Raw genomic sequence first — 14,815 nt, forward strand, 5'->3', positions numbered from 1 at the left:
TTGAATTTGAAATTTTTGAATTTACCCCGGTTGATGTGCCTTGTCCAATAAATCCAGGATGGATTTCACCGGGCTGAAAGTTTCACTTGGAATTTCAACAAACACCGTGTTCCACTTTGCCATTGAACCGTTCCACAAACCGGGAAGTTCTACGAAATGAATGGTCTGCCCTTTGTTGGATTTTGTCACTTTAAAGTATGCATTGTCGTCTTTGAAAGCATCCACATTGATTTTCGAACCATCGCTGTTTTTGCCCTGACAGACCATCATAACCGGGTTGAAGTGAGAACTCTGCACCATGACACGGAGCTGATCGTTTTTCGGGTTGATCTGCGCTTTTTCGACAATCTGCTTCGTAATCTCGCCGTTGTTTTCAACCCAGAAAGGTCCTCCTCCCGGTTGTCCTTCGTTGCGTACCATTCCACAGATTCGAAGCGGCCGGTTCAGTAACGCTATCTTTTCGTCTTTCGACAGTTCGTTTACAGACTCATGAAACACCTGGTATTTTTGATTGAATACCTTCCAGGCTTCTTCGGAGAAATCCGTCAACAGGCTGTTCACTTCGTTCTGAATCTCCAGGAACAATCCGCCCAGCATACGCTGCGTACGAATCGCCGTTTCGGAATGATTGTAATGCTGAATGTTGTCGATATTCTTTATAAACACCATATCCGCATCAACCTGACCGAAGTTTTCCAGCAAAGCGCCGTGTCCTGCCGGACGAGTCAGTAAATCACCATCCGGCGACAAGATTGGCTGTAAATGATCATCGAAAGCAACCGCATTCGTATCAGGGTTCTGAACCGAAAAATCAACTTCAAACTTACGGGAAGTCATCCCTTCCAGAAACTCCAGCTGACGTTGAATGTATTCCTGGAATTTCGGCTGGATCGTGAAATGAAACGAACAGGTATTCTGATTCAGCAATTGTCCCTGAACCACATGTTCCTGGATCGGGCACAACAAGAACGGGCCGTTTTTGTGAAACGGAATCAATCCTTTCGGCAAATGCGCCAAACCATAACCTTTGTTGTTCAAAATAAACGATACAAGCGCATCCAGGTCCATATTCCTGTTCCGTAATGCTTTCTGAATCGAAGCCGGAAACTGGTAGAAAAAGGCAAAATCTTCAATGTGTGTCAAAAAACGTTCTACATACCCGCTGTTGCTTTCATTCGGATTATCCAGGAATTCAAAGAGAAAATGAAACATCCGGGAACCAGACCCCGATGCAGGTATAAAGAAAGTGATCTTTTTATCAGACTGATAAAGCGACTGCGCCAGTTCATCAATCTTATCTTCACTCAAAGCAATAATTCCTTCGTTGATTTTACACGCGGAAACCAGGTTCAATGCCGGTTGTGGTGCACGCAGGCGTTCAAGTTGTATGTCTAACTTAGTTTTTAGCATAAGCATGCTTTCTGTAGCGTTTTTTTGTTTCTTTGTGCCATGCAAAACTCCAAATCGATTTTCGGGTTTTTACGCAAATCAAAAGGCAGACATGGCATTCACTCTCCCTTTGTTTTTGATTTTGTGGACAATTGTCTAACGACAAAAGTGGACAAAAATTTTCTCACTGCGCGAAAAAAGTGGATGCAAATCCTCAAAAAGAACCGGAAAACTTTCAAAATCACGGATTTAGGAGCCGGTTCCAAACAAATGAGTCATACCCGTTCCGTTGCTCAACTGGCTAAAAATGCGAGCAGTAAGGGACTTTACGGAGAAATTCTGTGGAAAATTGCCCGGCATTACAAACCGGCGCTCATGCTGGAACTCGGAACATCTATCGGCACGGGAAGCATTCATCTCAAAGCCGGAAACCCGGAATCGCACCTGATTACCGTGGAAGGCTGCGACGCGATTCTTTCCAGGGCACTTCAACAATTTGATTACTGGGATTTATCCGGAATCACGACCATCTGCAGTCCGTTTGAAGAATTTGTGGAACTTCCTGCTATCGGGAAATACGACCTCATCTTCCTGGACGGAAACCATTCCAAACAAGCAACGTTGCTGTATCTCGACAAATTGTTCAATCATTCGCACAGTCAGACAATCTTTATTCTCGACGATATCCGCTGGAGCGACGACATGTGGGATTTGTGGCAGCAACTGGTTTCGGACGAACGCTTTCATGTTTCCATCGACCTGGGGCGTATGGGCTTGTTGTGGCGCAGAGAAGAACAAACCAAGGAACATTTCATTCTCCGTCCTAAAATCTTTAAGAACAGGTTGTTTTGATTACGATTTGCAAGAACAGGCGAAGTTAAAACCACCGATAAAATAACAAACACAGCCTGGCTTCGACTTCGCTCAGCAACCGGCTGTGTTCAATTTTCAACGTTGTTTTTTTCTAATGTGGCACAGACCCCATCGTAATCACATAACGCAGGATTTTCTCTTCTCCGGAAGCATCCAATGCATTTCCATTCTTTCCGTTTGCTTTTTTAACCATACGCGGAACAATCGTTTTCCATTCCTCTTCCGTTCTTGAAGCAGGTTTTTTCAATCCGTGGCACAAAGCACAATTCGCTTCGAACAACTTTTTACCGTCATTCAGATCTGTTAAAGTATACCCGGGAAATTTACTCTGTACACGGTCAACATCCGCCTGGGAAGGCATTGATTCTACTTTTGCAGAACTATTCTTTGCGGTTCCGCAGGCAACCAGGATCGCGGTACATGCTGCTACTAACAATTGTTTCTTCATACGACTCTTATTTGGTGTTTTTTAATCCGGTAATTCCCTCTGTTATTCTGTAAGAGCACGAAGACCAAAAACAGGCATCACACCACCTCCGTAGTTGCAATGAATTTCATAGTTTCGTTTTCGCTCTCTCAAATGTAAGAAATTTCCTTCACTCATTTGTTCATCTTTAGCCGACACAGCGGGAAATTAATTACATTTAAATCATGAAAGTGTATACCAAAAAAGGAGATAAAGGAACAACCGGGTTGATCGGGGGAACCCGCCTGCCGAAACACCACATCCGGATTGAAAGTTACGGAACGGTAGACGAACTGAACAGCTACATCGGTTTGCTGCGCGACCTCATCCAGGAAGAAGCCAAATCGGTTGTGCTGATAGAAATCCAGGATCGTCTTTTCACCATCGGTTCCCACCTCGCAGCTGATCCGGTGAAATCCAAAATGACCTTGCCGGAATTGTATGAAAGCGACATTACCTTCCTGGAAAACCACATTGATGCCATGGATGCGGACATTCCACCGATGAAATTCTTTGTACTTCCGGGCGGAAACGTGATTGTTTCACAATGCCACATTGCCCGTTGTATCTGCCGCAGAGCCGAACGACTGGTTTCACAACTCAGTGAATCCGAGCCCGTAAATCCGCTGATCAGCGCCTACATGAACCGCCTGAGTGACTATCTTTTTGTCCTCTCACGCAAGCTGGCTCACGAATTAAATGCTGTGGAAACACCGTGGAAGCCGCGAACGAACTGATTTTAAAATGCTTGCCAAAGTTTTTTTGGATTCGTTCGCAAAACACTTGGTTTTTTTTAGAATAAGATTATTTTTGCGCAAATAAACAACAATATCACTAAGACATGTACTGGACATTAGAACTCGCATCCTACTTAGAAGACGCTCCGTGGCCTGCAACAAAAGACGAATTGATTGATTACGCTATTCGTGCGGGAGCTCCTCTGGAAGTAGTTGAAAACCTTCAGGATTTGGAAGATGAAGGTGATGTATATGAAAGCATCGAAGAAATTTGGCCAGATTATCCGTCTAAAGACGACTTCTTGTTTAATGAAGATGAATATTAAACTCCGATTTATTAAAAAAGGTTCTCAGTTTGGGAACCTTTTTTTGTGCCCTGGTTTTCGGATCACTGACCGAAACTCCTCCAAACAAAAAAGGCACCGGTAAAACCGATGCCCTGTAGATTATTCTTGAAAAATCCTAGTTTTTGACTACCTGTACCGCAATTTGTGTTTCCGCAGTACGAATCATTACCTGGTAAATCCCATTACTGAATACGGTTAAATCCAGTTTCGTTACATCCGTACCGATTCCATCCAGGATTTGTCTTCCCTGAGCATCCAGAACAACGTAGCTGAACGATCCGGGAAATTCAATCGTTGCAGATCCTGCTGTCGGATTCGGATACACGGATAATTGGTTTTGTTGCCATTCATCGATTCCCAGACACTGATCAACAAGGATACTTGTAGAAGCCGTATTCTGACAGTTGTTCTGATCCGTATACGTATAGGTAATCTGGTGAATTCCTGCCCCGGCCAGTGAAGGACTGAAAACCGTACCGCTAATCCCGTCTCCGGAATAACTTCCGCCAGCCGGCGCTCCCTGATCCAGGATAGAAGCTCCGTCAGAAACACAGAAAACAGGAATCGCAGAAATCGTAACTGCAGGCAGTAAATTCACTGTTACCGTTACCTGATCTTCTGCCTCACAACCATTGGCATTTGTTCCCGTTACGGTATAAGTGGTCGTTCCGGGAGTCGGGATAAAGGAAACACCGTTTGTAATTCCATTATTCCAGTAGTATGTTGCAGCTCCCGAACCATTCAACGTAACCGATGCACCGTTACACACTACCAGGTCTTGTCCCGCACTTACGTTTGGAAGATTATTTACAAAAATGGTTACCTGATCGGTATTCGTACATCCGTTGCTTGCTGTTCCGGTCACTTCATAAGTAGCTTGATTGTTCAATGAAAAAGGCGTTCCGTTCGTAACACCACCGGTCCAGGAATAAGTTGTTCCACCGGTTCCCAGCAAGGTTACCAGATCTCCCTTACAAATCGTCTGATCCGGTCCGGCAGAAATAGTTGGCAAAGCTTGTACGGTTACAAGGATGCTCGCCGCAGGAGATACACATCCGTTCGCGTCAGTTGTGGTCAAAAGATACGTGTTTGTGGTTGTTACCTGAATCGTCTGCGAAGTCACGCCCGTTGACCAGGAGTTTCCGGTTGATTGGGAAGAGGTTAAGGTCACTGACCCGCCATCACAGAAAGTAGTTGGGCCGCCTGCCGTAATAACCGGCGTTGTCTGATTGCTGTTTACGGTCACCGCCACAGGTGCAGAAGTTGCAGCACACGTTCCGTTTGATGCTGAAACAGTATACGTTCCGGCATTTGAAACAACGATACTTTGGGTCGTTTCCCCGGTAGACCAGGTATTCCCGGTTGCCGATGAAGAACTCAATGTAACGAATCCTCCCGAGCAAAATGTTGTTGATCCGTTGGATGTGATCACCGGTGCTGTTGGATTACTGTTTATCGTTACTACGACAGGCGCAGAGGTGGCAACACATGTTCCGTTTGATACAGAAACAGTATATGTTCCGGCATTTGACACCACAATACTTTGGGTTGTTTCTCCGGTGGACCAGGTATTTCCGCTTGCTGATGAAGAACTCAGCGTAACGGATCCGCTTACACAGAAAGACAATGGACCATTTGCATTGACAGTTGGCGTTGCCGGAACTGTATGTACAGTGATGGTTTGGGTCGCTGTTCCGGTACATCCCGAACCATTATCAGCTGTAACGGTATAAGTGGTTGTCGTTGTGGGGGTAAAGGCCACGTTATTCACAACTCCGTTACTCCAGGAAATAGTTTGTCCGCCTGTTGCAGAAAGTGTCACTGATTCTCCCTGACAGATGCTGTTTGAAGTCGCAGAAGTCACAATTGCCACTCCGGTGGTAGTCACCTGAAATGTTCCCGTATAATTAAACTGACCGTCTGTCGCCGTCAATGTAATCTGAGCCGTTCCCGGAGAGTTGTTACTCAAATTGGTAATCGTAATTGCATACGTACCACTTCCCTGGTTATTGATGGTGATATCACTGTTATCAATCACGCCCTGGTTACTGCTCGTTCCTGTGACTGAACTAATAGGCAATCCCACATTGGTTATAATTGCATTGACTCCGCTCATTCCGGTTGATTTACAAAAACTTTGAGCAGAAGGCATGGTCATCGTTGCATCATTGTCCAGGTTTACCATTGCCTGGTTCTTATTCGCCAAACCGGCATACGTTGCATCTGCACTGGTACTGGTTGAAGCTACAAGGTTAAAACTGATATCTCCGTCATCGGCTGTATCGTCTACTCCTGTTACCACGACATTTTGAACCACATTCCAGTTGGAAGGCGTAAACGTCATTTGAGCAGTACTCAGTGTTCCTTCCGTTAAATCGGAGGAAGAAAGATTTACCGTTACGTTTCCTGTTGGCTGTGTTCCCAAAGCAATTCCTACAGTTGCCGTTGTTCCGGCTTCCGTTACCGTATATGCTCCGGCATTGCTGAAAACAACTCCCGGGAAAGAAACCGCATTGTATGCCCGGGCATAAACTCCCTGAGCATCCCCCTGAAATCCGTTACCGCACCAACAACCGATAAACCCGCCATTCGGCAGTTTCGCTACACTCGTATACATCTGGTAACCTGCCAGCGTACTGTTCATGCGTAAAAGTCCGCTGTTGCTCGCATTGTAATTTGTTCCATAAATAACGTATGCTTCACTGTCATTCGGATTCGTATAACCTCCTGTTCGAATGGACTTGGAAATTAAAAAATCTCCATTATCATACAAATGTCCTTCAATATTATCGTACCAATCGTTGGTGGTTACTACAGGAAGTAATACCGCGTTATTGACAATTGCCGAACCTGTACTTCCTAAAATCCACAAGCGCAGGTATCGCTGCGAAGTGGTTGCACCGTGTGCAGTGGTTACAATGACTTCTCCATTGGCATTCCCGCTGGCATCCAAATCGCTTCCGACATTGAGATCCGAATTGGAACTCCAAAGGGCATATTCCGGAATTTCAGCAAGATAAGACGCATTGAATGTTTTTCTCATGATCCGGCGGTCAAACGTACAACAACCGGACGTATTAATGTACAAGTGGTAGATTGCGGTCATTCGCCCGTTTGGATGATAAACGATATTCGGCTCATCATAAGAAGCTGAAGATCCGGTAATTTCAGAAACTAAAACCTCTGTATTGATCCAGGCATTGGTGGATAGATTGTATCCACGCAAATACACCTGATTGTTCGAAGTTTTAGTATATAAAAATGCCAGCGAATCCCCTTTGGGAGCCAAGTCATATTTCGAAAGCGATCCTAGTACCGTTGTTTCTGCACTAACCGCATTCAACTCATCCAAAACCACAAATTTCAGCGTAGTTCCTGATGTTTCGATAAATGAAATGATGTATTTGCCGTTTTTCCAATATTCAATATTGATCGACCTGGAATTATCCGTATTGATGGTTAATTCGGCCGTAATTGGATTATGGAAACTGTCGTACCTTCTGGCGATGACGGTTCCGGAACTTTGAGCAGTTGTCCAGACAATCACGTATCCGCCGTTCGGATCTGCGGCAACCTGGCTGTTGTATTGATCGGTCGGAATATCCGTATTCACCAATTGTTCCAGTGATACGGGACTTAATGATTGTGCCCCGACAGCCGTCAAAAAGACTGCAAAAAGGCATGTTAGTGCTATTGATTTCATAAACTCTTATTAAACTTGGGCGTAAAATTAGCCTTTCAACAAGGGGCTTCAGCACATTATCAAGAGATAAAACAGGACCGATTTATATCCGTTTCACTTTATTTTTCAACCTATTTGGTTTACAATGCTTTAACTTTCTACAGGTTTAATTTGTGTGGGGGTTGTGTCCCGATAGCAAAATCGGAGTAAAAAAGTGAAATTCAGGTGTATTTCGCTTTTTTTTGTGAACCCAATGGGATTCGAACAACTTTGATTCGACAAGAAAACACACTAAAACCAATGGTTTGCGGAAGATTTTGCTTCGTCACCCTCTCTGACGGAGTCTGGCACTCGTCAGAGTCGTCAGACCTTAGTCCTCCCTCGCAGGGAAGAGACGAAATCGCAACTTCGAACACGGATCCCGCACTCAGTCCTCACACTCACACTGAAAGAAAAAGCTCTGAAAACAGAGCGAGTGTGAGAGTGAGTATTGAGGGAAAAAGAAAAAGCGAACTACTACCGTAATTCGCTTTTTCTTTTTGTGAGGCGGACAGGATTCGAACCTGTGTCCGGGGATTTGCGTTCCCCTGTTTTTCCACTAAACTACCGCTCCCATGCAGACCAGGGTATGCAAGATTCGAACTTGCGTTTCCTGCTTGGTGAGCAGGCGTTCTTCCAGCTGTACCAATACCTCGGTCATTTCTTTATTTCCGGAGATTACCATTCGGAAACCTTGTAATCTTTTAGCAATACTCCGTAAAAATACGTTTTTTCAATTCCTTGGCAAATCGGGTGAAAAATCCTGCTGGCCCCATCTACGGAATCAAGAGGTGGAATAGCACCTTTTTCGAATTGTTTTTTCCGCAAACTTTCAATAGCACCGGTAGAAATCCAGCCCACATCCACACACGACATGTAAATCTTGTCTTCCGAAAATTCCTGGGCGCTGGTACGTGTAAGCATGTTTAAAGCCGCTTTCGTCATATTGGTATGCGGATGGTATTTCGTTTTATTCGAATAACTAAACAGACCTTCCGAAGAAGTCACATTTACAATGAATTTTTCTTCAAATGTGGAGCGCAGGAAGAACGGTTTTAACTCTTTGATCAGCAAATAAGGTGCTATTTGATTAATCAGGTTCACTTCCAGTAATTCCTGGGTGGAAATTTCTTCCAACAACGAATTCCAGCTATTTTTCTCCCGCATGTCTACAGGCTGTCCAAAACGGTTTAATGGAATCGACTCTTGTTTGAACGAAGTATACTCCAAAGCTTTCAGCTCATTGGAGATCGGCGTTTGGTTTTCAATGAGATTTTTTATTGATCCCAGTTGTTGCTTTGCTTTGGCTTCACCCGAAATAACCGGACCGTAATAATCCGTTGGGTAATGAATGGTTTGAGCAGCATTATTGATCAGGATATCCAACGTATCAAACCGGGAAGCATAATAAGCAATAAACTCCTGGATTGCATGCAGATTCCTTAAATCCAACCCGTAAACAGTGAGGCGGTCTTTCCATGCTTCATAATCCGATTCCTGCTGAAATTGCGTCATAGAAAGTGCGGGAAACCGGGTCGTGACAATTACTTCTGCGTTATTTCTAAGGAATCGCAAAGCAGTAGCGTATCCCACTTTTACACGTCCACCGGTAAGAATCACCTTTCTTCCCGTAAGATCCGTATTTTCAAAACGCATCTTATAATTTTCTACCGCACAATCCGGACATAAACGCGCATAGAAAAAATGAGCCAGATCAAACGGTTGATTACAGCAATAGCAACTTCGTGCGATTTCCAGTTTTGAAAAAGGTTGTTCTTCCCGGAAATCCGAATCCCAGAACAAACTCGTCGAAGCAAGCGCCTGTTGGTTCACAACCGTATTCCGGATAACTCCCAGGTCTTTCTCCCTTCTATCGGCCAGGTTTTCACTACGTTTGGTCTTTTTTACCTGCTTATGAATTTTGGTAATCAGCGTTGCCAGCAAGCGGTTATCCGGATTGTTAAACGGATCATCCTTCAACACCGACAATACTTTGATGCAGTTTTCCCATTCTTCCCGGGTAAATGGGGAATTATTTTCGTATTCCATTTTCTTTAAAAATCTAAATCAATGATATTCGATGCGGATTGGTTGTTGATAACATCATTCAGGAAATTGAAATTTCGGTCGCTGTGATCCAGAATCCACGCATCTGAACTAACTGAAATCTTGTTTTCATTCACAATGTCCGCATCTGTCTGAAAAGTTAACTTAACCTGCCAATCATATCCTTTTTCCGTAGCTATGTCTTCGATGATTTTTTTCAGTTTTCCGCTATTGGAAACCGGTTTATCAAAATACCAATGAATCTTTTTGATCTTCGCTTTTTCGTAGAATTCTCCTATCAGTTCTATTGCTCTGGCAGTCTGACTCACTTTTTTATACGATCCGTGCACACTGGAAAGATCACGGTAAAATCCATCCGCACCTTTAAACAAATAAGCACCGGAAAGGAAACTTTCCAACAAGATCAATACGTTGAATCCATCCATGACAACTTCCTGGTTTTCCAACACTTCGAAAGACAGACTTCTTTCCTGCCGTTTCAATATTTGTTCGGATGAAGCTGCCATTCCCTGTACCGCTTTTTGTTGCCTGACATTCAGCTTGTATCGATTACCGATCAACGCCAGCGCCGATTTCTGAGCATAACCCCGTCCCATCAAATGACCAAGATCTGCCACAGCATCTTTCAGCTTCTGACGCACGGAATCCGAGCCAAACAACTTATCATCCGAAGGTTCTTTTCCGCGACTGCTTTGGCTCATCCTTTTACGATCTGTGATTCAAATTTGCTTCTAAAATAGGGATTTGTGTACAACCGGAAATACATCCCACGAATTTTACGAAAAAACCCTGAACAACCAAGCTGTTCAGGGTTCACGAATATAATTTATAAACTACTTATACATTAAATCTGAAATGCATAATGTCTCCGTCCTGTACGATGTATTCTTTTCCTTCTACTTTAAATTTCCCGGCTTCTTTCACTGCTGCTTCAGAACCCAAAGTCGTGTAATCTTCATATTTCATCACCTCTGCACGGATAAATCCTTTTTCAAAGTCTGTGTGGATCACCCCTGCCGCCTGCGGAGCAGTTGCACCTACCGGAATCGTCCAGGCACGCACTTCTTTCACACCGGCTGTAAAATAAGTCTGCAGATTCAACAAGGCATAAGCCGAACGAATCAAGCGGTTCACTCCCGGTTCTTCCAACCCGAGTTCTTCCAGGAACATCTGGCGCTCTTCATAAGTTTCCAATTCGGAAATATCTGCTTCGATCTTCGCTCCAACTACCAGGATTTGTGCTTTTTCGTCTTTCACTGCTTCACGAACCGCTTCCACGTGTGCGTTTCCTGTTTTTACCGCAGATTCTTCTACGTTACACACATACATTACCGGCTTGGATGTAATCAACTGGAACTTTTGAACGATCTCTCTTTCCTTTTCATCAAAAGTCATGGAACGAACGGATTTCCCCTGCTCCAGAGTTGCTTTGATTGCCAATGCCAGTTCATTCTCTTTCACCACTTCCTTGTCTCCGGATTTCAGGTTACGAGCCAATGACTGAATGCGTTTTTCAATGGATTCCAAATCCTTCAACTGCAATTCGATATCGATGATTTCTTTATCACTTACCGGGTCTACACGTCCGTCTACGTGAATGATGTTTCCATCTTCAAAACATCGCAGTACGTGCAGAATCGCATCTGTTTCGCGGATATTTGCCAGGAATTGGTTTCCTAATCCTTCCCCTTTCGAAGCGCCTTTCACCAACCCTGCAATATCCACAATTTCCATTGTTGTAGGAACTACGCGCTCCGGGTTTACCATGGATTCCAGCTTCTCCAGACGCGGATCCGGAACGGAAATCGTTCCTACGTTCGGTTCGATCGTACAGAAGGGAAAGTTCGCAGACTGCGCCTTTGCATTAGATAAACAATTAAACAAAGTTGACTTACCCACATTCGGCAGACCAACGATTCCGCATTTCAAGGCCATAAAAAAATTTTGTGCAAAGATACTTTTAAATTGAAAATGTAAAAGTGAAAATTGAAAAGGTTCAGACTCCCTAATGAATGACGAATTATTTCTTCATGCTTGTTTCAAGTCCGTTCCTGATACACCTCCGGTCCCGAAGTGACAAAAAACAAGTATTCGTAATTCGTAATTAGGCATTCGTAACTCTCAAGAATTCGTAATTATATGATCGATTTATTATTTTCGTGGCGGATCAAATTAAAATGCCCCATGACATTCTTTCGTACCCTATTTATCAGCTGTTCCCTTTTCTCTTCGGCACTCTTATTCGGCCAGCAATCCGATTCCGTACAAATCCGTCAGTTTTTTAATGAAGCCTTGCTTCGCGGGAAATCCCATGAAGACCTGCGTTCACTCTGCAAAGACATCGGCGCGCGGATTACCGGTTCTGCCCAGGCTCAAATGGCCGTTGAATGGGGAAAACGCAAAATGGAAGAATATGGTTTCGATAAAGTCACGCTGCAACCGGTAACCGTTCCGCATTGGGAACGCGGCACCAAAGAAGTTGCCTGGTTCCAGACTGCAAGTAACCAGGTGGTTCAACTCGATATCCTGGCACTGGGTGGTTCTATCGGAACGAATGGCTTATTGAAAGCGGAAGTGATCCAGTTCAATCACCTCGACGAACTCAAAAAAGCAAGCAAAGCGCAGGTACAGGGGAAAATTGTATTCCTGAATCAACCCATGAACCCGGCAGACATTGTGACGTTCACCGCATACGGAGGATGCTATGCCATTCGCGGACAAGGTGCTGTTGAAGCGGCTAAACTCGGAGCTGTCGGAGTGGTGATTCGTTCATTGGCGATGCCCGAAGATCAGCATCCGCATACCGGATCGATGTACTACGAAACAGGCATTGCTAAAATTCCGGCAGGAGCTTTGTCTACCAAATCGTCTAATCTACTGGCTGAAGCGATCCAAAAGGGCAAGACGCAATTGATCTTCGAAATGGATTGCCGCGATTACCCGGATGTACAGTCATTCAACGTTGTAGGCGAACTGAAAGGAAGCTCCAAAAGTGGTGAGATTATCACCATCGGCGGACATCTTGACTCCTGGGATACCGGTGAGGGCGCACACGACGACGGAGCGGGAATCGTTCACTGCCTGGAGGCAATCCGCATTCTGAAGCAACTGAAAATTCAACCTGTTCACACCATTCGCGTGGTTTTCTTTATGAACGAGGAAAACGGGAACAAAGGCGGTCAGGGCTACGCCAAATGGGCAAAAGACAACAACGAGAAACAGGTTGCGGCGATTGAAAGCGACCGTGGTGGATTCACTCCGCACGGTTTCGAATGCGACGGCCCGGACAATTACCTGAAGCTGATCCAGTCCTTCAGATCTTTGTTATTGCCTTACGGTTTATACCACTTCGAAAAAGGATACGGAGGCGTGGACATCAGTCCATTGAAAGAAGCCTACAAAGGCATTCCGCTTTTCGGTTTTGTACCGGATTCACAACGTTATTTCGACTTCCACCACGCGCCAAGCGATGTCTTTGAAAGTGTCAACAAACGGGAACTGGAACTGGGCTGCGCAAGTATGGCGGCTTTCGTTTACCTGTTGGATAAAGGATTGTAATACTTATTCAAACACAATCCGCTGCAACACTTCCTGTTTCTTCGAGTCGCGAAGAGTAAATAAAGTGGTGCCGTCCAAAACGGAATAAACGATCCGCTGGTTTTCAGATCCGATTTTCAGGTCTTTCAGCATCTGGTATTCGACCTTTCCATTAGCTGAAAGACGGATCACAAACGGAACGCTCTGGTTGATGTTGGTCATATTTTTACGCTCCTGCCCTGCGGTTTTGCCATCGTTTTCAGGATTATCGTTGTAAATCAGGTACAGCTCATTATTCTTCATCATCGGTTTAAAAGATAGATACTGGCGGCTGTCTTTGGAAAAACGGATGGAGAACAAAACGGCAAACCCCACATTCGGCACAATCAGCGGAATGGGAAGCGCATTTTCCGTGAAAAACTGGGATTTTGCAATGAAAGTATCCCACTCCATGATTCCCGCTTCATTGATCTTCACGGCAATAACCGACCCGAAATAAAACTCGCGGATTCCGTAAGAATTGTTCTCCGAAGTACGTTCGTACAACAAATACGAATTCCCCAGGCTATCCGTCATGCAGTGGTTTAACGAATAAAGCAACGGAACATCCAGCATTTCCGTATTCTCATACCCTCTCAAACTTTTTGCACGCGTAGCCTGTGAGAGATTCTGCGCTTTGGCATATTGTATGGTCAGATCCGGGTTGAATTTCGCCACATAGATTCCCCTGATCCCGGTAATCGTCTTTTTCGCACTTGCGATAAAGGAAGCGAACAATTGAAGACTGCCCCCGGATTCTTTCAACAACATGTCCGAAAGCTGAAAACCGTCCCCCAGTTTGATCGATTGCGTGTAAACCGTTTCCGCTCCTTTAAAGTCATATTTTTTGAATCCCAAAACAGCCTGGTACTTTTTGAGCGACTTATTATAGGTTACTTCCTGCCTGAATTCATACAGGTGATTCGCACCGATGCAGTAAACCAATGCATACTTCTCTTTCACTGTCGAAGCCGGAACCCCATCATTGCTCAGGTTAAACAAAGTCTTCAGGTTCGAGTCGAAAACAAACAGCTGGTGGTCAACCAAATCGTGATACGAGTCTACAAACCCCAGGTGAACCAGCAGCAACGACTGATCGGAATTGGTTTTAATACTCTGACGAACAGCGTATACACTTCCCGGCCTGTTGGCAAACAAAATCTTCTGGAAGTTCTTCCCCAGTTTTCCATCTTCCTGGATCGAATAAACAAACAGTCCGAATTGATCCGTCTGGTTCGAAAAACCGGAAGCAACCAGCTTGAAACCATCTTTTACCCGGTACACTCCCTGAACCTCCAGATCGTATTTATCATTTCCATAGAGCTGAATCTGTTCGTGGTAAAGCAAATTCAGGGAATCGGTATCGTACACATCGATGTTCATCTGATCCTTTTTCTCTGAAAAACTCAGCAAGCGCTTATTCGCAACTCCCATCAACGCATGATTCAGCGATTCGTCGAGTGTTTGTGCTTGCTCAATGCGCGGACGGATGATTTGTCCGAACGAAAAATGGGAAATGATCAATAAGAAAATACAGGCGGTACGATTCATGTGATTTTTTCTGCAAAATTAATGGCTTTATCTAAAACACCGTTCCTCAACAATAATTTAATATAGGAACTCAATCGATCAAAGCTTT

The 14,815-nt window shown here is 44.5% G+C and carries 11 protein-coding genes and 2 tRNA genes; 4 read left to right on the forward strand and 9 right to left on the reverse strand.

The features are described 5' to 3' along the window. Positions 1-21 precede the first annotated feature (21 nt). Positions 22-1,455 (reverse strand): DUF4301 family protein, encoded by a 1,434-nt coding sequence (locus tag ABDV94_RS05615; RefSeq protein ID WP_343605516.1) that lies wholly within the window; start codon positions 1,453-1,455, stop codon positions 22-24. 138 nt (positions 1,456-1,593) lie between these two features. On the opposite strand from ABDV94_RS05615, the gene ABDV94_RS05620 reads away from it, so the two are divergent. Next, the gene (locus tag ABDV94_RS05620; protein ID WP_343605518.1) at positions 1,594-2,241 is read left to right on the forward strand and encodes a class I SAM-dependent methyltransferase; all 648 of its coding nucleotides are present in this window, start codon (positions 1,594-1,596) and stop codon (positions 2,239-2,241) included. 112 nt (positions 2,242-2,353) lie between these two features. On the opposite strand, the gene ABDV94_RS05625 is transcribed toward ABDV94_RS05620, so the two are convergent. Next, complete coding sequence (locus ABDV94_RS05625; RefSeq protein ID WP_343605519.1) at positions 2,354-2,710, reverse strand: cytochrome c; 357 nt, start codon at positions 2,708-2,710, stop codon at positions 2,354-2,356. 203 nt (positions 2,711-2,913) lie between these two features. Here ABDV94_RS05625 and ABDV94_RS05630 point away from each other — a divergent pair, with 203 nt between their 5' ends. Together ABDV94_RS05630 and ABDV94_RS05635 are read left to right on the forward strand one after the other, a co-directional pair. Beyond that, the gene (locus ABDV94_RS05630) at positions 2,914-3,465 is read left to right on the forward strand and encodes a cob(I)yrinic acid a,c-diamide adenosyltransferase (RefSeq protein WP_343605521.1); all 552 of its coding nucleotides are present in this window, start codon (positions 2,914-2,916) and stop codon (positions 3,463-3,465) included. Between the two features lie 104 nt (positions 3,466-3,569). Continuing rightward, positions 3,570-3,791 carry a DUF2795 domain-containing protein gene (locus ABDV94_RS05635; RefSeq protein ID WP_124745056.1) on the forward strand — a complete coding sequence of 74 codons (222 nt, stop codon included), beginning with the start codon at positions 3,570-3,572 and terminating at the stop codon, positions 3,789-3,791. A 136-nt stretch (positions 3,792-3,927) separates the two neighbouring features. Here ABDV94_RS05635 and ABDV94_RS05640 read toward each other — a convergent pair whose 3' ends face one another. The 6 genes from ABDV94_RS05640 to ychF form a co-directional block, all read right to left on the reverse strand. Beyond that, positions 3,928-7,515 carry a T9SS type A sorting domain-containing protein gene (locus ABDV94_RS05640; RefSeq protein WP_343605524.1) on the reverse strand — a complete coding sequence of 1,196 codons (3,588 nt, stop codon included), beginning with the start codon at positions 7,513-7,515 and terminating at the stop codon, positions 3,928-3,930. Positions 7,516-8,036: 521 nt separating this feature from the next. Continuing rightward, positions 8,037-8,108: transfer RNA gene (locus ABDV94_RS05645), tRNA-Cys, on the reverse strand. Positions 8,109-8,116: 8 nt separating this feature from the next. Continuing rightward, positions 8,117-8,188 (reverse strand) — tRNA-Gly (locus ABDV94_RS05650). A 23-nt stretch (positions 8,189-8,211) separates the two neighbouring features. After that, a complete protein-coding gene (locus tag ABDV94_RS05655; protein ID WP_343605525.1) occupies positions 8,212-9,582 on the reverse strand; it encodes an SDR family oxidoreductase in 1,371 nt (456 codons plus the stop codon). Positions 9,583-9,587: 5 nt separating this feature from the next. After that, positions 9,588-10,301 (reverse strand): DUF434 domain-containing protein, encoded by a 714-nt coding sequence (locus tag ABDV94_RS05660; protein ID WP_343605526.1) that lies wholly within the window; start codon positions 10,299-10,301, stop codon positions 9,588-9,590. Between the two features lie 136 nt (positions 10,302-10,437). Continuing rightward, positions 10,438-11,529, reverse strand: a complete 1,092-nt coding sequence (gene ychF / locus ABDV94_RS05665) for a redox-regulated ATPase YchF (protein ID WP_343606272.1) — start codon at positions 11,527-11,529, stop codon at positions 10,438-10,440. A 255-nt stretch (positions 11,530-11,784) separates the two neighbouring features. Here ychF and ABDV94_RS05670 point away from each other — a divergent pair, with 255 nt between their 5' ends. Further along, the gene (locus tag ABDV94_RS05670; protein ID WP_343605528.1) at positions 11,785-13,158 is read left to right on the forward strand and encodes a M20/M25/M40 family metallo-hydrolase; all 1,374 of its coding nucleotides are present in this window, start codon (positions 11,785-11,787) and stop codon (positions 13,156-13,158) included. A gap of 3 nt (positions 13,159-13,161) precedes the next feature. Here ABDV94_RS05670 and ABDV94_RS05675 read toward each other — a convergent pair whose 3' ends face one another. Further along, positions 13,162-14,727 (reverse strand): hypothetical protein, encoded by a 1,566-nt coding sequence (locus tag ABDV94_RS05675; protein ID WP_343605529.1) that lies wholly within the window; start codon positions 14,725-14,727, stop codon positions 13,162-13,164. Positions 14,728-14,815 lie beyond the last annotated feature (88 nt).

The organism is Fluviicola sp., from assembly GCF_039596355.1.
Classification (GTDB): Bacteria; Bacteroidota; Bacteroidia; order Flavobacteriales_D; family Crocinitomicaceae; genus Fluviicola.

What these genes read in the sequence shown, in the direction of transcription:
- ABDV94_RS05620 (WP_343605518.1), top strand. Translation starts at nt 1,594, where the DNA reads ATGCAAATCCTCAAAAAGAACCGGAAAACTTTCAAAATCACGGATTTA.
- ABDV94_RS05625 (WP_343605519.1), bottom strand. Translation starts at nt 2,710, where the DNA reads ATGAAGAAACAATTGTTAGTAGCAGCATGTACCGCGATCCTGGTTGCC.
- ABDV94_RS05630 (WP_343605521.1), top strand. Translation starts at nt 2,914, where the DNA reads ATGAAAGTGTATACCAAAAAAGGAGATAAAGGAACAACCGGGTTGATC.
- ABDV94_RS05635 (WP_124745056.1), top strand. Translation starts at nt 3,570, where the DNA reads ATGTACTGGACATTAGAACTCGCATCCTACTTAGAAGACGCTCCGTGG.
- ABDV94_RS05640 (WP_343605524.1), bottom strand. Translation starts at nt 7,515, where the DNA reads ATGAAATCAATAGCACTAACATGCCTTTTTGCAGTCTTTTTGACGGCT.
- ABDV94_RS05655 (WP_343605525.1), bottom strand. Translation starts at nt 9,582, where the DNA reads ATGGAATACGAAAATAATTCCCCATTTACCCGGGAAGAATGGGAAAAC.
- ABDV94_RS05660 (WP_343605526.1), bottom strand. Translation starts at nt 10,301, where the DNA reads ATGAGCCAAAGCAGTCGCGGAAAAGAACCTTCGGATGATAAGTTGTTT.
- ABDV94_RS05670 (WP_343605528.1), top strand. Translation starts at nt 11,785, where the DNA reads ATGACATTCTTTCGTACCCTATTTATCAGCTGTTCCCTTTTCTCTTCG.
- ABDV94_RS05675 (WP_343605529.1), bottom strand. Translation starts at nt 14,727, where the DNA reads ATGAATCGTACCGCCTGTATTTTCTTATTGATCATTTCCCATTTTTCG.